Annotated in this window: 18 protein-coding genes; 9 read left to right on the top strand and 9 right to left on the bottom strand. The window is 67.6% G+C overall.

The window, feature by feature from the left end:
- Positions 1-69 precede the first annotated feature (69 nt).
- The 5 genes from ISP17_RS04380 to ISP17_RS04360 form a co-directional block, all read right to left on the bottom strand.
- On the bottom strand, positions 70-2,100 hold the full coding sequence (locus tag ISP17_RS04380) for a methyl-accepting chemotaxis protein (RefSeq protein WP_404630402.1): 2,031 nt from the start codon (positions 2,098-2,100) through the stop codon (positions 70-72).
- Between the two features lie 125 nt (positions 2,101-2,225).
- The gene (locus tag ISP17_RS04375; RefSeq protein ID WP_404631429.1) at positions 2,226-2,765 is read right to left on the bottom strand and encodes a chemotaxis protein CheW; all 540 of its coding nucleotides are present in this window, start codon (positions 2,763-2,765) and stop codon (positions 2,226-2,228) included.
- Entirely contained in the window at positions 2,762-3,133 is a 372-nt protein-coding gene (locus ISP17_RS04370) for a response regulator (protein WP_404631427.1), read from the bottom strand. Before ISP17_RS04370 ends, ISP17_RS04375 begins: the two co-directional genes overlap by 4 nt.
- Positions 3,134-3,165: 32 nt before the next feature.
- Positions 3,166-3,525 (bottom strand): twitching motility response regulator PilG, encoded by a 360-nt coding sequence (pilG, locus tag ISP17_RS04365; protein WP_404631425.1) that lies wholly within the window; start codon positions 3,523-3,525, stop codon positions 3,166-3,168.
- Positions 3,526-3,597: 72 nt separating this feature from the next.
- On the bottom strand, positions 3,598-3,867 hold the full coding sequence (locus tag ISP17_RS04360; protein ID WP_404630400.1) for a hypothetical protein: 270 nt from the start codon (positions 3,865-3,867) through the stop codon (positions 3,598-3,600).
- Between the two features lie 72 nt (positions 3,868-3,939).
- Between ISP17_RS04360 and gshB the strand changes: the two genes are divergently transcribed.
- From gshB to ISP17_RS04325, 7 genes are all read left to right on the top strand, one after another.
- Positions 3,940-4,914 (top strand): glutathione synthase, encoded by a 975-nt coding sequence (gshB, locus tag ISP17_RS04355; RefSeq protein WP_404630398.1) that lies wholly within the window; start codon positions 3,940-3,942, stop codon positions 4,912-4,914.
- Positions 4,915-5,778, top strand: a complete 864-nt coding sequence (locus ISP17_RS04350) for an energy transducer TonB (protein WP_404630396.1) — start codon at positions 4,915-4,917, stop codon at positions 5,776-5,778.
- A 64-nt stretch (positions 5,779-5,842) separates the two neighbouring features.
- The gene (locus tag ISP17_RS04345) at positions 5,843-6,412 is read left to right on the top strand and encodes a YqgE/AlgH family protein (RefSeq protein ID WP_404630394.1); all 570 of its coding nucleotides are present in this window, start codon (positions 5,843-5,845) and stop codon (positions 6,410-6,412) included.
- 10 nt (positions 6,413-6,422) lie between these two features.
- Positions 6,423-6,890: a Holliday junction resolvase RuvX gene (ruvX, locus tag ISP17_RS04340; protein ID WP_404630392.1), complete on the top strand. Its 468-nt coding sequence runs from the start codon at positions 6,423-6,425 to the stop codon at positions 6,888-6,890.
- Positions 6,887-7,813 carry an aspartate carbamoyltransferase catalytic subunit gene (locus tag ISP17_RS04335; protein WP_404630390.1) on the top strand — a complete coding sequence of 309 codons (927 nt, stop codon included), beginning with the start codon at positions 6,887-6,889 and terminating at the stop codon, positions 7,811-7,813. The genes ruvX and ISP17_RS04335 overlap by 4 nt, the downstream gene beginning before the upstream one ends.
- Positions 7,814-7,878: 65 nt before the next feature.
- The gene (locus ISP17_RS04330) at positions 7,879-9,666 is read left to right on the top strand and encodes a hypothetical protein (RefSeq protein ID WP_404630388.1); all 1,788 of its coding nucleotides are present in this window, start codon (positions 7,879-7,881) and stop codon (positions 9,664-9,666) included.
- A 248-nt stretch (positions 9,667-9,914) separates the two neighbouring features.
- Positions 9,915-10,274, top strand: coding sequence for a BON domain-containing protein (locus tag ISP17_RS04325; protein ID WP_404630386.1), 360 nt, complete (start codon positions 9,915-9,917; stop codon positions 10,272-10,274).
- A gap of 70 nt (positions 10,275-10,344) precedes the next feature.
- Here ISP17_RS04325 and ISP17_RS04320 read toward each other — a convergent pair whose 3' ends face one another.
- The gene (locus ISP17_RS04320) at positions 10,345-11,511 is read right to left on the bottom strand and encodes a PilT/PilU family type 4a pilus ATPase (RefSeq protein WP_404630384.1); all 1,167 of its coding nucleotides are present in this window, start codon (positions 11,509-11,511) and stop codon (positions 10,345-10,347) included.
- 87 nt (positions 11,512-11,598) lie between these two features.
- Positions 11,599-12,636 carry a type IV pilus twitching motility protein PilT gene (locus ISP17_RS04315; RefSeq protein ID WP_404630382.1) on the bottom strand — a complete coding sequence of 346 codons (1,038 nt, stop codon included), beginning with the start codon at positions 12,634-12,636 and terminating at the stop codon, positions 11,599-11,601.
- A gap of 300 nt (positions 12,637-12,936) precedes the next feature.
- On the opposite strand from ISP17_RS04315, the gene proC reads away from it, so the two are divergent.
- Together proC and ISP17_RS04305 are read left to right on the top strand one after the other, a co-directional pair.
- Entirely contained in the window at positions 12,937-13,755 is an 819-nt protein-coding gene (gene proC / locus ISP17_RS04310; protein WP_404630380.1) for a pyrroline-5-carboxylate reductase, read from the top strand.
- On the top strand, positions 13,756-14,331 hold the full coding sequence (locus ISP17_RS04305; protein WP_404630378.1) for a YggT family protein: 576 nt from the start codon (positions 13,756-13,758) through the stop codon (positions 14,329-14,331).
- 50 nt (positions 14,332-14,381) lie between these two features.
- Here ISP17_RS04305 and ISP17_RS04300 read toward each other — a convergent pair whose 3' ends face one another.
- Together ISP17_RS04300 and ISP17_RS04295 are read right to left on the bottom strand one after the other, a co-directional pair.
- A complete protein-coding gene (locus ISP17_RS04300; RefSeq protein WP_404630376.1) occupies positions 14,382-15,350 on the bottom strand; it encodes a potassium channel beta subunit family protein in 969 nt (322 codons plus the stop codon).
- 50 nt (positions 15,351-15,400) lie between these two features.
- Positions 15,401-15,919 carry a phosphatidylglycerophosphatase A family protein gene (locus tag ISP17_RS04295; RefSeq protein ID WP_404630374.1) on the bottom strand — a complete coding sequence of 173 codons (519 nt, stop codon included), beginning with the start codon at positions 15,917-15,919 and terminating at the stop codon, positions 15,401-15,403.
- Positions 15,920-15,923 lie beyond the last annotated feature (4 nt).

Raw genomic sequence — 15,923 nt, 5'->3', positions numbered from 1 at the left:
CCCTCACTGCGGCTGCGCCAAACTGCCTGGCGCAACCGTCGAGGTTGCCCCCTGTCATGTAAGCCCGTGTCAACCCGGCAGCTTGAAGTGCGCCACCGAGCGGCGCAGATCGCTGGCCAGCTGTGCCAGATAACCGATCGAGTCGGCCGTCTGGCTCGCGCCCTGCGACGTCTGCGAGGTGATTTCCTGGATCGCGTTCATCGACTGGGAAATGTCCGTCGCGGCCGCCGACTGCTGGCGTGCTGCAGTGGAGATGTTCTGAATCAGCGCGGACAGATCGTGCGACACGCGCTCGATGTCGCCCAGTGCGCTGCCGGCGTCCTCGGCCTTGCGGGCTCCGGACACCACCTCGGCGGTGGTCTGCTCCATCGAGCTCACCGCCTCGTTGGTATCGGACTGAATCGCCTGTACCAGCGTCTCGATGCGCTTGGTCGCGCTCGCCGAACGTTCGGCGAGGCGCTGCACTTCGTCCGCCACCACCGCGAAACCGCGGCCCGCCTCACCGGCCGAAGCCGCCTGGATGGCCGCGTTGAGCGCGAGGATGTTGGTCTGCTCGGCAATGTCGTTGATCAGTTCCACGATCGAGCCGATTTCTTGCGAGGACTCACCCAGGCGCTTGATGCGCTTGGAGGTTTCCTGGATCTGGTCGCGGATCGAGTCCATGCCCGAGATCGTCTCACGCACCACTTCAGCGCCACGCGAGGCGATCTGCACCGATCGCTCGGCCACGTCGGCCGATTCGGCGGAATCCTTCGACACGTTGTCCATCGAGCTGGCGATCTGGTTGATCGCCGAGGTCGCGGTACTGATGCGCTGCGCCTGCGCCTGTGCCGACTCGGCCAGCTGGCGGGCGGTGGTCTGCGTTTCCTGCGCCGAGGACGACACCTGCTCGGAGGTCTCGTTGATCGTGGTCACCAGGGTGCGCAACTCGTCGATGGCGTAGTTCACCGAGTCGGCAATGGCGCCGGTGATGTCCTCCGACACGGTTGTCTTCACCGTCAGGTCGCCTTCGGCGAGCGAACCCATTTCGTCCAGCAGGCGCATGATCGCCTCCTGGTTGCGCTGGTTCAGCTCGGCCGAATCCTGGAAGCGCCTGCGCTGGTCGCGCACCAGCGTGAACACCAGCAGCAGTGCGAAGGCCACCGTGCCGATCGCGCCGATGATGCCCCACCACAGGTTCGGAAACAGTCGGCGCAGCGGCAGCTTGCCGATCTGGTCGGCCAGTTCGTTGGCGCGCAGCAGCACGTTCTGCGAATCCAGCGAGGCCTGGTTGCCGGCGCGTTTCACATCGGCAATGTTGCCTGCGGCGCCGACCAGCTTGGCCACCGGATCGGCCAGGCCATTCCAGTTGGTCTGCATCTCGCCGAGGATCTTCTGCGCATTGGCGTCGTTCATCGCGCGGATGCCCGCGGCGCTGTCGCCCTCGCTCAGGCCCTTCAGCACGGTGCCGTACAGCTGGGCGTCGCGGGCCAGGCCGTCCGCCGCGGATTGCGCCGAATCGCCGCCCTGCAGCACCTCCTGCACACGGCGGATCATGCGGTCGGCCACCAGCATCTGGCGGGACGAGCCGAGCATCTGGTCGGCACTGCCGTTGCGCTGCTGCAGGATGTTGACCACCTGCTCGGTGCTGGAGTTGAGCAGCGGAATCTGCTTGGCCAGGGTGTCCGCGCGACTGGCCGAGTCCAGCACCACCGACTTGTTCGACAGGATCTTGCCGATGTCGCCGTCCAGCTGGGCCCAGGCGTTGTTGAGCGCGGTGACGGCGCGGCCGGCGGGCGAGGCGTTGTTGTCGCCGTACGCCTGCATGCCGCCCTTGGGATCGCCCTTGGTCAGCTTCTGCACCGCCGAGTCGATGGCGTTGCGCGTGCTTTCCAGCTCGCTGTAGGAGTTGACGTTGCCGTCCGCCGATTCGATCGCGTACTTCGCCGTCTGCTGCGACAGCACCTGGATCTGCGTGGTCAGCCCCACGGCCTGGCGATCTTCGGCGTTCTTCTGGTTGAGGAAGACGAAGTCCAGCGCCGCGAAACCGATCGAGATCAGCAGCAGAACGATCAGGCCGGTATAGCCGCGTTCCTTGCCGATGCCCCCTGTAGTGCTCATGTTCACCTCACCCTTCCACAACCTTGGGATCGTGCGCCGACGCTGCCGGAAGCACCATCCCAGACTTGCCGCCCCTGTTTCCGGCCCGAACCCGGCACCGGCCCTACCTCAGTGACTGTCGTACGTCAGGCCGCGGCCTGACGGAAATCCGGGGCACGCACCAGCTTGCCCATGCTGAACAGGGCGAGCTTCTGCTCGCCCACGCGGTCGTCGACGAACCGCGCCAGCCGCGGATCGTCCTCCGGCTCCGCCTCCCGTCGCTGCTGCTCGTCGACCGTGCGCTGGCCGAACACCTCGTCGACCATCAGCGCCACGCTGCCGCCGCTCTGGCGGACCACCAGCAGGCGCGTACGCTCGCCGGGCTGGCTGCGTGTGCCGAAAAGGAAGCGTCCCAGATCGATCACCGGCACCAGGTTGCCGCGTACGTTGGCGACGCCCAGCAGCCACGGCTGGGTGCCGGGCACCGGAGTCAGCGTCGGCACGGCGAGCAGCTCGTTGATCTCGTCGATACTGCTGACGAACAGACGCGATCCGACGCGGTAGCCGATGCCGCGCCACAGCCCCGGCGCCTCCATCGTCTGCCGCGTGTCCGACGCATGGGCCAGCGAGAGCCGCTCGTAGCGGGCAAGCACTTCGAACGGAGAGAGATTGACCGCCTCGTTCATGCCGCGCTCGGCAACAGATCGTTGATGCACGCCAGCAGCTCTTTTTCCTTCACCGGCTTGGTGATGAAGGCTCGCGCACCCTGGCGCAAACCCCAGACGCGGTCGGTTTCCATCGATTTGGTGGTGATCATCACGATCGGCACGGCCGCCGTGACCGGGTCCCGGGTCAGCGTGCGCGTGGCCTGGAAGCCGTTCATGCCCGGCATGATCACGTCCATGATCACCAGGTCGGGCAGGTCGGCGCGCACGCGCTCGACGCCCTCTTCGGCCGTGCTCACGGCGGACACGACATGGCCCGCCCCTTCGAGCAGCGTGGTGAACACCCGCACGTCGGTGGGTGAATCGTCAATGATGAGAATCTTTGCCACAGGCCTCCCCTCAGACGCCGCAGTCACGGAATTCAGGCAACCGTGCCCACATGGCGATGTATGGCTCCCAGCAGTTCGTCACGCGTGAACGGCTTGGTCAGATATTGCTCGGCGCCGACGATGCGGCCGCGGGCCTTGTCGAACAGGCCGTCCTTCGAGCTGAGCATGATGACGGGGGTAGCCCGGAACTGGGGATTGTTCTTGATCAGCGCGCAGGTCTGATATCCGTCCAGGCGGGGCATCATGATGTCGACGAAGATGATCGCCGGCTTCTGGTCGGAGATCTTTGCCAGCGCCTCGAAGCCGTCGACGGCCGTCAACACGTCGCAACCTTCCTTCTTGAGCAAGGTTTCGGCCGTGCGCCGGATGGTCTTGGAGTCATCGATCACCATGACCTTCAGACCGGCCAATCCGTTTGCACTCACGTTCAAGTTCACTCAACCCCCCTGTGGCCCGCCCCAGGCTCAGGTGAAGCACCGGTCGTGCCTGGCGTGATTGCCGTGCGCAGCCCGTGCAGATGAAAAGAATTCCGCTTTTATTTTGTAGAGACGCCTTTTTTCAGATGACGCCTTCAGCCGTTGCTGTTTACCGCTTGCCCCACGGCCCGTCAAGACAAAATGAAGCGGGATGCCGATTGTGCCGCCCTTCCACAAGGATGTCGGCCGCGGCGCTGCACACTTGATTGCACGCTCGGGTTGCAGCGCCTTGCCGGGCAGCGTGCGCTCGGCCAACATCACGGTTTCCCCGGCTGTCGGGCAGCCGCCTCGCGACTCCGACACCGTCCCTACCCCGCCCCGGAGAATCCCATGCCGCTCTCGGTTGCCGTGCTGATGGACCCCATCAGCGCCATCAAGATCGTCAAGGACACCACGTTCGCGATGCTGCTGGAAGCGCAGCGCCGCGGCCATTCGCTGTTCTACATGGAACAGGGCGACCTGGCCCTGCGCGACGGCACGCCGTGGGCCAGGCTCGCGCCGCTGACCGTGAAGGACGACCCGTCCGGCTGGTTCAGTCTCGGCGAAGCCCGCTGGCAGGACCTGCGCGAGCTGGACGTGGTGCTGATGCGCAAGGATCCGCCAGTGGACCAGCAGTTCCTGTACGACACCCTGGTGATGGAAGCGGCGCAGCGCCACGGCGTGCAGGTGATCAACGATCCGCGCGCCCTGCGCGACTGCAACGAGAAGGTATTCACACTGCACTTTCCGCAATGCATGGCGCCGACCCTGGTAGCCCGCGACCCGGCCGAACTGCGCCGGTTCGTGGCCGAGCATGGCGAGGCCGTGCTCAAGCCGCTGGACGGCATGGGTGGGCGCGGCATCTTCCGCGTGAAGGCCGGTGACGCCAACCTCAACTCGATGCTGGAAACCCTGCTCGGCGGCGACTCCCACGGCCAGGGCCGCCAGTTCGCGGTGGCGCAGAAGTTCATTCCGCAGATCAGCGCCGGGGACAAACGCGTGCTGCTGGTCGACGGCGAGCCGGTGCCCTACGCGCTGGCGCGCATCCCGCAGGGCAACGAGTTCCGCGGCAACCTCGCCGCCGGCGGCCGCGGCGAAGGCGTGCCGCTGACCGACCGCGATCGCTGGATCGCCGCCGAGGTCGGAGCGGATCTGGTCCGGCGCGGACTGCGTTTCGTGGGCCTGGACGTGATCGGCGACTACCTGACCGAGATCAACGTCACATCGCCGACCTGCGTGCGGGAACTGGATGCCCAGTTCGGGCTTAACATCGCCGGCACCCTGTTCGATGCGATCGAACACACCGCCGCCGGAACCCGTGTCTAAGTGAGTAACGCCGTCCCACGCACCCAGGACCCCGACATGATCGGGGCGACCATGCTGTTTTCGCTGCTGTTCCACGGCGTGCTGCTGCTCGGCATCACGTTCCAGTTCGTCAAACCGAAGTCGAGCCTGCCGACGCTGGACGTGACCCTGGTCAACGTGGCCAACCAGCAGGCGCCGGACAAGGCCGACTTCCTGGCGCAGGCCAACAACCGCGGCGGCGGCGATCGCGACCGCGCCGAGCGGCCGTCCAATGCCTTCACCGGGCCGCTGCCCAAGCCCACGCCGGGCATTGCCACTTCTCGGGTCGAAGCCAGCACGCCCGCGCCGCAGCCGCCCACCGAGCAACGCCTCGTCACCACCCGCGGCGACAGCCGCTTCAGCGTGGATGCCAGCACCGGCAAGCCGGAGGTGACCAGCGACCCGAACGAGCGCGCCGCCGAACTGCGCCGCGAGCAGGAGATCGCCCAGCTCGCTGCCGAACTGCGCCACAAGAACGAGGCCTACGCCAAGCGGCCGAAGAAGAAATACATCTCCGCCAACACCCGCGAATACGCCTATGCTGCCTACATGCGCGGCTGGTCGGACCGGGTCGAGCGCATCGGCAACCTGAACTACCCTGAACAGGCCCGTCGGCAGCAGCTGCACGGCGAGCTGCTGCTCACCGTGGGGCTCAACCGCGACGGCGGGATCAGCAGCATCGAGGTGATCAAGAGCTCCGGCTCGCCGCTGCTGGACGCGGCCGCTGAACGTATCGTGCGGCTGGCCGCGCCGTTTCCGCCGATTCCCCGCGACAAGGGCGTGGACGAGCTGTACATCACGCGCACCTGGCAGTTCCTGCCCGGCGACATCCTGCGCAACAAGTAGCGCTCCCAAGGTTCGGCAGCGCTGCGTACAGGCAAGCGACCGGCGGCGGCACTACAATGCGCCCATGCGCGCCTCCCCCCCCTCCTCCCTCGCCGGGCATTTCCTCATCGCCATGCCCAGCCTCGCCGATGCGCCGTTCTCGCGCGGTGTGGCGCTGCTGTGCCAGCACGACGAGGACGGTGCCGTCGGCCTGCTGATCAACCAGCTGTCCGAGTACCGCATGGGCGACATCCTCGACCAGATGCGCCTGGACTGCGCCGATCCCGAGCTGGCCGACGCGCCGGTGCTGATCGGCGGCCCGGTACAGCAGGAGCGCGGCTTCGTGCTGCACCGGGAGCATGGCCATTGGGAGTCGAGCTTCCGCGTCAACGACGTCTGGTCGATCACCACCTCGCGCGACATCCTGGTGGCGATGGCCGCGGGCGAAGGGCCGCACCACGCACTGCTGGCGCTGGGCTACTCCGGCTGGGGCGCCGGCCAGCTCGAGCAGGAGCTCAAGGACAACAGCTGGCTCACCGTGGAAGCGAACGACCGCATCATCTTCGACACGCCGCTGGAAGAGCGCTGGAGCGCCGCCGCCGGCCTGATCGGGCTCGATCCGCTGCAGCTGCCCGGCTACGCGGGCCACGCATGAGCCTCGGTCGATGAGCTGCGTGCTGGGCTTCGACGTCGGCAGCAAGCTGATCGGCGTGGCGGTCGGCAACCGGATTACCCAGAGCGCCCGCGCGCTTGCCACCGTCGCGATGCGCGACGGCCAGCCGGACTGGCCGGCGCTGGATCGCCTGCATCGCGAATGGCTGCCGCAGACGCTGGTGGTCGGCCTGCCGCTGACCCTCGACGGTGCCGAGCAGCCCGCCAGCAAGCTGGCGCGTCGCTTCGCAGACGGGCTCAGGCAGCGCTACGGCACCACGCCGGTGCTGATCGACGAGCGCCACAGCTCGCGCGAAGCGGCCGAACGCTTCGCCGATGCGCGTGCGGCCGGTCTGCGGCGGCGGCGCGACGGCGCGCAGATCGATGCAGAAGCCGCCGCCGTGATCCTCGAACGCTGGCTGGCCGCGGCCGACCTGGCTCAGCCGCCCCTTTCCTCCCCGTCCATCGCCGAGTCGCCATGAGCCCACGCCTGCGCCACCTCACCACGCTCGAACACCTGCCGCGCGAGACCATCGAGCGCCTGCTCGACCGAGCCATGGCCATGCGCGACGCCTGCGCCCACGGCACCCGCAAGATCGACCTGCTGGCGGGGCGCACCGTGCTGAACCTGTTCTTCGAACCCTCCACGCGCACGCGCACCTCGTTCGAACTGGCGGCGCGGCGGCTGGGCGCGGACGTGGTCAATTTCGACATCGGCTTTTCCTCGGCCAACAAGGGCGAGGAGCTGTACGACACGCTGCACACGCTGGAGGCAATGCACCTGGACGCGATCATCGTGCGGCACAAGGTGTCCGGCACGCCCGATGAGCTGGTGCGCCACGCGATGAGCGGCGTGTCGGTGATCAACGCCGGCGACGGCAACCGTGCTCACCCCACGCAGGGCCTGCTCGACGCGCTCACCATCCGCCAGCACCGGCCGGACTTCGAGAACCTCAGCGTCGCCATCTGCGGCGACGTGAAGCACTCGCGCGTGGCCCGTTCGGACGTGCACGCACTGAGCGCGCTGGGCGTGCGGGACATCCGCCTGTGCGGGCCGGCCTCGCTGATGCCGGCGGCGGAAGAGTTTCCGCAATGCCGCTTGATCGAGGATTTCGACCAGGCCATCGAGGGCGTCGACGCCGTCATCATGCTGCGCCTGCAGAAAGAGCGCATGGCGCAGACCGACCTGCCCGACGAGGCCGCCTACTTCCGCCAGTACGGGCTGGACACCGCTCGCCTGGCCAGGGCGCGCAAGGGCTGCCTGGTGATGCACCCGGGCCCGATCAACCGCGGCATCGAGATCGCCTCGGACGTGGCGGACGGCGCGCAGTCGCGCATCCTCGAACAAGTGGGCAACGGCGTGTTCGTACGCATGGCCGTGCTCGGCGAACTGCTCGCCCGCTGACCGGCGGCGCAACATCAAGACGCGGCATAATGGCCGCTGCAACACCACACTCACTGGGGAACACTATGCGACCGATGAAGCGCGCGCTGGCGCTAGGCGTGGCCGGCATCCTGCTGGCTGCCTGCGGCCACAAGGACAAGGATGCACCGTTGGCTTTCGTCCCGGCGGATACGCCGTACGTGGCGGCCAATCTTGACGTACTGGACGACAACACCCGCGCGGCATTGTTCGCCCAGGCCAACGCCCAGCTCCCTGCGCAGGTCGCGCAGATGAAGGCCGCCGCCGACGAGCTGAAGGCGAAGGATCCGCATACCGCCAACCTGCTGCGCGCGTTCGCCGGCGAGTTCGACGGCAAGACCGTGGAGCAGTTCGCCCAGAACGCCGGCCTCGACGTGAAAGGCTATTCGGCGTTCTACGGCCTGGGCCTGGCCCCGGTCGCCCGCTTCCAGCTGAGCGATCCGGCCGCGTTCGACGCCTTCGTCGGCCGCCTGGAAACCGCCTACGGCAAGAAGTTCGATACCGCCAAGCTCGGCGACTTGAGCTATCGCCGCCACGTCTCCACCGAGGCGGGCACTGAGGTCGTGCTCGCGGTGGTCGGCAAGCAGGCCGTCGCCGCGCTGCTGCCGGCCGATGCCTCCGATGCGCTGCTGCGCCAGGCGTTGGGCCTGGATCGTCCGGCCAAGAGTCTGCAGGACGACGGCCGGCTGCAAAAGCTCGCCAAGGCCAAGGGCTACGGCAAGCAGGCGGTGGGCCTGGTCGACCTCAGCCACCTGCTGCCGCTGATCGCCGGCGGCAAGGATCCGCTGTTCCAGGCCATGTTCAAGGCCCATGCGCAAGCCGAGTCGGCCAAGACCGGCGAGCCGGTGGCGAATCAGATGCAAATCCCCGCCTCGTGCGAGGCCGATGCCACCCGCATCGCTGCACGCGTACCCGCGCTGAGCTTCGGTTACACCCGGCTCGATGCCAAGCACCAGGACATGCGCCTGGACGTGGCGATGGCCAGCGACATCACCCAGGCCTTTGCCGGCCTGAAGGTCGCCCTGCCGGGCCTCGGCACCGACGCCAGCGCGCCATTCGACATGAGCCTGGCCCTGCCGGTGGCCGAATTGCGGGCGTTCTGGTCGGCCCAGGCCGATGCGGTCGCCGCCAAGCCGTTCAGCTGCCCCGCGCTGGCCGACCTCAACGAAGGCTTCGCCAAGCTCGGCCCGGCCATGCAGAAGGCGGCGATTCCGCCGTTCGGCGACATGCTCGGCCTGCGCATTGCGCTGGACAGTTTCGCCGCGGGCAGCGGCCAGGGCATGCCCAGCTTCACCGGACGCATCGTACTGGGCACCAACAACCCGTCCGGCCTGCTGGCGATGGGCCAGATGATGACCCCGGCGCTGGCCCAGCTGAAGATCACCGCCGACGGCAAGCCGGTGGCACTGCCGGCCGACCTGACCAAGATGATCGGCCAGCCGGTGTGGGCCGCGATGGGCGAGAAGGCGCTGGCGCTGGCCATTGGCCCGGGCGAGGACGCCAAGCTCGCCGACACGCTGAAGGAGCCGGGCGGCGACGCCGGCCGCATGATGCGCCTGCACCTGGACGGCGCCATGTACCAGAGCTGGATCAAGCTGATGATGGACAAGGCCGACAGCATTGCCGCCATGAGCACCGCGATGGGCGGCAGCGACCCCTCGGCCACCGGGCCGGACGCCGCCGAAGCGGCCGCCGCCAGGAAGGAAGCCGCGGACCGGACGCATGCCCAGTTCCAGGCCATGCAGGCGCAGGCCGCAAGGATCAAGGCGGTCGGTTCGGAAGCACACGTGGATGCCGACGGCCTGGTGATCACCAGCCAGACCGAACTCAAGTAAGCCGGTCCGCAGGTACGACCGCGGAGGGGCGCCATCGGCGCCCCTCTTTTTTTGCGCGTGCGGTTGCCAGGTGTGATCTGCGCGTGTGCGCCGATGCACGGCTGCGTTCGCAACGCCTTCGCCCCGCTGAACCGCACCGGCGGAAGCCCACGGGGTGTTCACACCCGGCTTGATGCCATGTCCCCCGGGAGCCACACGGGCAACCGACTGCCTGCGGGCAGCGTCATCCAAGAGAGAGGAGAAGCACCATGCGTACCCATCTGATCCGCAAGAACCTGGTCGCCATGGGCCTGATCGCCGCCTTTGCCGCTGCGCCGCTGGCGCAGGCCGCCGCGCAGGAGAGCATGTCGAAGGACTCGACCAACCAGACCGTGCCGGACAAGGCAGCCGATGCATGGATCACCGCCAAGGTGAAGTCCGAATTCGCCACCACCAAGGGCGTAGACGCCACGGACATCTCGGTCAGCACCAACGATGGCGTGGTGACGCTGAGCGGCCACGTCGGCAGTGCTGCCGAAAAGACCAAGGCCGAGCAGGTCGCCCGCGCGGTGAAGGGCGTCAAGAGCGTGGACACCAGCGGCCTGACGCTGAGCGCCGGCGACGACTGAGCAGGTCGTCTCTCCCCGGAACGAAAAAGGGGCCCCAAGGGCCCCTTCTTTCGTCTGTCGTCTCACGGGATCAGCGGTGCAGCATGCCGCCGCCGAACTGGTTCTTGTCGCGCGACTCTTCCAGCTCCACGCCATCGAGACCCTGCGAGAGCGTGTGCGCGTCGCCGCCCTGCGCGAGCTTGATGCGCAGGCGCACCTCGTTCGAACTGTCGGCGTGGCGCAGCGCGTCCTCGTAGCTGATCTCGCCGGCGTGATAGAGCTCCACCAGGCTCTGGTCGAAGGTCTTCATGCCCAGGTTGGTGGACTCCTTCATCACCTCCTTGAGCTTGTGGATCTCGCCCTGGCGGATGTAGTCCTGCACCAGCGGCGTGCCCAGCAGCACCTCCACCGCCACCCGGCGCGCCTTGCCGTCCGGGGTGGGAATCAGCTGCTGCGCCACGATGCCCTTGAGGTTCAGCGACAGGTCCATGAACAGCTGCTGGCGGCGATCTTCCGGGAAGAAGTGCAGGATGCGGTCCATCGCCTGGTTGGCGTTGTTCGCATGCAGCGTGCACAGGCACAGGTGGCCCGTCTCGGAGAAGTTGATCGCGTGCTCCATCGTCTCGCGGGTGCGCACCTCGCCGATCATGATCACGTCCGGCGCCTGGCGCAGCGTGTTCTTCAGCGCGTTCTCCCAGCTCTCGGTGTCGATGCCGATCTCGCGCTGGGTGATGATGCAGCCCTCGTGCTTGTGCACGTATTCGATCGGGTCCTCGATGGTGATGATGTGGCCGGTGGAGTTGGCATTGCGGTAGCCGATCATCGACGCCAGCGAGGTGGATTTGCCGGTGCCGGTACCGCCCACGAAGATGATGATGCCGCGCTTGGTCATCGCCAGCTGCTTGATCACCGGCGGCAGCGTGAGCTCCTCGATGGTGGGGATCTTCGACTCGATCCGTCGCAGCACCATGCCCACGCAGTTGCGCTGGTAGAAGCACGACACACGGAAGCGACCCACGCCCTGCGCGGAAATGGCGAACTGGCACTCGTGGGTCTTCTCGAACTCCTCGCGCTGCGAGGGGGTCATCACGTTGAGCACCATGTCGCGCGACTGCTGCGGGCTGAGCGGGCTCTGGGTGATCGGCACCACCCGCCCCTGCACCTTCATCGACGGCGCCACGCCGGCCGTGATGAACAGGTCCGAGGCCTTCTTGTGGACCATCAGCTTGAGGAAAGAGGTGAAATCGAAATCGCTCATGGCGAGTCTCCTCCGGGAGACGAAAAGGCATTGAACCCAGCAGCGAGTCGGTCGGCGCGGCGATAACCGCGGTGCCGACCGCGGGGTTTACTTGAAGGTGTCCTTGTTCTTGGCGTAGGTGATCGCCTCCTGGCGCGCCACCAGGCCGCGCTTGACCAGGTCCTGCAGATTCTGGTCCAGCGTCTGCATGCCGTACTGCTGGCCGGTCTGGATCGACGAATACATCTGCGCCACCTTGTCCTCGCGGATCAGGTTGCGGATGGCCGGGATGCCGACCATGATCTCGTGCGCCGCGATGCGCCCACCGCCCACCTTCTTCAGCAGCGACTGCGAGATCACCGCGCGCAGCGACTCGGACAGCATCGAGCGCACCATCGGCTTTTCGCCGGCGGGGAACACGTCGATGATGCGGTCCACCGTCTTGGCCGCCGAACTGGTGTGCAGGGTGCCGAACACCAGGTGGCCGGTTTCCGCCGCGGTCAGCGCCAGGCGGATGGTCTCCAGGTCGCGCAGCTCGCCAACCAGAATGTAGTCGGGGTCCTCGCGCAGCGCCGAGCGCAGCGCCTCGTTGAAGCCGTGCGTGTCGCGGTGCACCTCGCGCTGGTTGACCAGGCACTTCTGCGAGGTGTGCACGAACTCGATCGGATCCTCGATCGTGAGCATGTGCCCGTATTCGTTCTTGTTGATGTGGTCGACCATCGCCGCCAGCGTGGTCGACTTGCCCGAGCCGGTCGGGCCAGTCACCAGGATCAGGCCCTGCGGCTGCTCGATCAGCTCCTTGAAGATGCGCGGACAGCCGAGGTCCTCCAGCGTGAGCACTTCGGAGGGAATCGTGCGGAACACCGCGCCGGCGCCGCGGTTCTGGTTGAACGCGTTGACGCGGAAACGCGCCAGGCCGGGAATCTCGAACGAGAAGTCGGTCTCGTAGAACTCCTCGTAATCGCGCCGCTGCTTGTCCGACATGATGTCGTAGATCAGCGAGTGCACCTGCTTGTGTTCCAGCGCCGGGATGTTGATGCGGCGCACGTCGCCGTCCACGCGGATCATCGGCGGCAGGCCTGCCGACAGGTGCAGGTCCGAGGCCTTGTTCTTCACCGAGAAGGCAAGCAGTTCGGCGATATCCATCGGGTAGTTCCCCCTCAACCGATCGTCTGAAATTTAGTGTGTTTTGCGGCAATCGATGCGGGTGCCCTGCCCCGGCGCCGGTGGCGTGCGACGGCCGTCTGCCGCGCATGCCACCGATAGCCTGAAGCCGTTCCCGGATCCCCCTGGAGCGGCTCGATACTACTCGCGCCGGGGGCGATGCGGCCAGTCCTCGACAGCGGTTTTGCCAAGGGTGCACACCCGCTCGCCGGACCGACAGCGCAAAGCGCGCACCGCGGCGAGTGGGGTAAGGTATCCGGCTGACGACACACAGGAGCGAACATGACACGCATCGCCTTCATCGGTGGCGGCAACATGGCGCGCAGCCTCATCGGCGGCCTGCTCAAGACCGGTATCCCCGCCGCCGCCATCACCGTCTCCGAACCCCAGGCCGAGTCGCGCCAGAGCCTGGCGCGCGAGTTCGGCGTAGCCACCTACGCCGAGAACCGGCTGGCCGCCGCCGAGGCCGAGGTCATCGTGCTGGCGGTGAAGCCGCAGATCATGCCGGCGATCCACGCCGAACTGCGCGACACGCTGCAGCGCAACCGCCCGCTGCTGATCTCGATCGCCGCCGGCGTGCGGCTGGACCAGCTTGAGCGCTGGTTCGGCGCGCTGCCGATCGTGCGCTGCATGCCCAACACACCCGCGCTGATCGGCGCCGGCGCCACCGGCCTGTGCGCCAACGCCCGGGTCAGTCCACCGCAGCGCGCGCAGGCGCAGCACATCCTGGATGCCGCCGGGCTCACCCGCTGGGTCGACGACGAGGCGCTGATGGATACCGTCACCGGCATCTCAGGCTCGGGCCCGGCGTATTTCTTCGCCCTGGTCGAAGCGCTGGAAGACGCCGCCGTGGCCCAGGGCATGCCGCGCGACACCGCCCGCGCGCTGGCCGCGCAGACCTGCCTGGGCGCCGGCCGCATGCTGGTGGAGAGCGGCGAGGCGCCGGGCGAGCTGCGCCGCCGGGTCACCTCGCCCCACGGCACCACCCAGGCCGCGCTGGAGAGCTTTGCCGCCAACGGCCTGCCCGCTATCGTGGCGCACGCCGTCGCCGCGGCCACCCGCCGCGGCGGCGAACTGGCAGCCGAACTGGACAAGACCTAAGTGACCTACCTGCTCAATGCGCTGTCGCTGGTGATCGAACTGGCCTTCAACCTGCTGGCCACGCTGTTCGTGCTGCGCGTGCTGGCCGAGGCGGCCCGCGCGGACTTCCACAACCCGATCAGCCAGTTCCTGTATCGCGCCACCAACCCGGTGCTGGCGCCGATCCGCCGGGTGATCCCGAACTGGCGCCGGATCAACCTTGCCGCGCTGCTGCTGGCGTGGCTGGTGATGGTGCTCAAGAACGCGCTGCTGTTCGTGCTGCTCGGCGCCGCGCCGAACGCGGCCGGCCTGCTGGTGCTGGGGCTGGCCGACCTGATCGACTTCGTGCTGGTGTTCTACCTGGTGCTGATTTTCGGCTGGTCGCTGATGAGCATGCTGCAGGTGGATTCGCGCCAGCCGGTGCTGCGCCTGGCCGGCGCCATCGTCGAGCCATTGCTGCGTCCGCTGCGCGGCCGGCTGACGGTGGGCATGATCGACTTCTCGCCGATGGCGGTGATGCTGGTGATCGTGCTGGCGCGCATCCTGATCGCCGCCCCACTGCTCGACCTGGGCAAGGCGTTGACGCTGGGCCAGTGATCCACTGGTCAACCGCGTTGACGCCCGCCTGCTGAGCTCGCGGCGAAGGCTCAGCCCACCGCCGCCTCGATCCGCTGCCGCAATGCCGCGTCCATGCGCGGCAGCAGGTCGAGCGCATCGAGGTTCTGCTCCAGCTGCTCCAGCCGGCTGGCACCCAGCAGCACGGTGGACACGTGCGGGTTGCCCAGGCACCAGGCCAGTGCCAGCTGCGCCATCGGCACGCCCAGCTCGTCGGCGATCGGCTGCAGCCGCTGCGCCCGCGCCACGCGCCCCTGGCGCGCATCGAGCAGCTCGTCGCGCAGCCACTCGTAACCGGGCTGGGTCAGCCGCGCGTCGGACGGCACGCCGTCGCGGTACTTGCCGGTGAGCAGGCCCGAGGCCAGCGGCGACCAGATCGTGGTGCCCATGCCGTACTTCGCGTACAGCGGCGCGTACTCGCGCTCCACCCGGTCGCGGTGCAGCAGGTTGTACTGCGGCTGCTCCATCACCGGCGCCGTGAGGTGCTGCTCGCGCGCCACGCGGTGCGCTTCTTCGATAGCCTCGGCCGACCACTCGCTGGTGCCCCAGTAGAGCACCTTGCCCTGGCGCACCAGCAGGTCCATCGCGGCCACCGTCTCGGCAATCGGCGTGTCCGGGTCCGGGCGGTGGCAGAAGTACAGGTCGAGGTAATCGACCTTCAGCCGCTTCAGCGCCTGGTGGCAGGCCTCGATCACGTGCTTGCGCGACAGCCCGCGCTGGGTCGGTTTTGGGTCGGCCACCGCGCCGAAGTACACCTTGCTCGACACGCAGTAGCTGTCGCGCGCAAAGCGCAGATCGGCCAGCACGTCGCCCATCAGCTCTTCGCCAGCGCCCTGGTTGTAGGTCTCGGCGTTGTCGAAGAAGTTGACCCCGCGATCGTGCGCCAGCGCCAGCAGGTCGCGCGCCTGCGACCGCCCGACCTGGCGGCCGAAGTTGATCCAGGCGCCGAACGAAAACACGGACAGCTGCAGGCCACACTGGCCGAGGCGGCGATACTGCATGGGAAGGCTCCAGCGAAAACGTCAGGCGCGGCAGGATGCCAGAGGCTGCGTCACTGGATCGCCAGTGCGACACCGCATGCGTGCATGAGCAGGGCCAGCGCGAGCGCGGCGAACACGCCGGCGACCACGTCGTCCACCATCACGCCCATGCCGCTCTTGAGGTGGCGGTCGAGCCAGCGAATCGGCCACGGCTTCCACACGTCGAACAGGCGGAACAGCACGAAACCGGCCAGCACGATCCACCACGGCGCAAACAGCGCCGGCAGCAGCGCGATCCACTGGCCGACGAACTCGTCGATCACCAGGCTGCGGTGGTCGTCGACGCCGAGCAGGCGACCGGCCACGTTGCAGGCCCACACGCCCAGTGCGAAAACAGCGAGCACCACCAGCAGGTACGCTGGCAGCGGCAGCACGCGCAGCAGCAGCCACGGCAGGATCGCCGCCGCCGAGCCGAATGTGCCCTGCGCCTTGGGCGCGAACCCGGAGCCGAATCCGCAGGCGATCCAGCCGGCTGGCGACGCCATCAGCGTGCGGCGCTGGGCGGTGGTTAGGGTCTTGCGGTCGGCCATGCTC

It is taken from the genome of Dyella ginsengisoli, assembly GCF_044904665.1.
Taxonomy (GTDB): domain Bacteria; phylum Pseudomonadota; class Gammaproteobacteria; order Xanthomonadales; family Rhodanobacteraceae; genus Dyella_A; species Dyella_A ginsengisoli.
This window is presented reverse-complemented; position numbering and strand designations above follow the sequence as displayed.

Coding starts and splice junctions, on each gene's coding strand:
- ISP17_RS04345 (WP_404630394.1), top strand. CDS start 5,843: ATGCGCGCCTCCCCCCCCTCCTCCCTCGCCGGGCATTTCCTCATCGCC.
- ISP17_RS04315 (WP_404630382.1), bottom strand. CDS start 12,636: ATGGATATCGCCGAACTGCTTGCCTTCTCGGTGAAGAACAAGGCCTCG.
- gshB (WP_404630398.1), top strand. CDS start 3,940: ATGCCGCTCTCGGTTGCCGTGCTGATGGACCCCATCAGCGCCATCAAG.
- ISP17_RS04360 (WP_404630400.1), bottom strand. CDS start 3,867: ATGTTGGCCGAGCGCACGCTGCCCGGCAAGGCGCTGCAACCCGAGCGT.
- ISP17_RS04380 (WP_404630402.1), bottom strand. CDS start 2,100: ATGAGCACTACAGGGGGCATCGGCAAGGAACGCGGCTATACCGGCCTG.
- ISP17_RS04295 (WP_404630374.1), bottom strand. CDS start 15,919: ATGGCCGACCGCAAGACCCTAACCACCGCCCAGCGCCGCACGCTGATG.
- pilG (WP_404631425.1), bottom strand. CDS start 3,525: ATGGTGATCGATGACTCCAAGACCATCCGGCGCACGGCCGAAACCTTG.
- ISP17_RS04300 (WP_404630376.1), bottom strand. CDS start 15,350: ATGCAGTATCGCCGCCTCGGCCAGTGTGGCCTGCAGCTGTCCGTGTTT.
- ISP17_RS04335 (WP_404630390.1), top strand. CDS start 6,887: ATGAGCCCACGCCTGCGCCACCTCACCACGCTCGAACACCTGCCGCGC.
- ISP17_RS04330 (WP_404630388.1), top strand. CDS start 7,879: ATGCGACCGATGAAGCGCGCGCTGGCGCTAGGCGTGGCCGGCATCCTG.
- ISP17_RS04325 (WP_404630386.1), top strand. CDS start 9,915: ATGCGTACCCATCTGATCCGCAAGAACCTGGTCGCCATGGGCCTGATC.
- proC (WP_404630380.1), top strand. CDS start 12,937: ATGACACGCATCGCCTTCATCGGTGGCGGCAACATGGCGCGCAGCCTC.
- ruvX (WP_404630392.1), top strand. CDS start 6,423: ATGAGCTGCGTGCTGGGCTTCGACGTCGGCAGCAAGCTGATCGGCGTG.
- ISP17_RS04375 (WP_404631429.1), bottom strand. CDS start 2,765: ATGAACGAGGCGGTCAATCTCTCTCCGTTCGAAGTGCTTGCCCGCTAC.
- ISP17_RS04320 (WP_404630384.1), bottom strand. CDS start 11,511: ATGAGCGATTTCGATTTCACCTCTTTCCTCAAGCTGATGGTCCACAAG.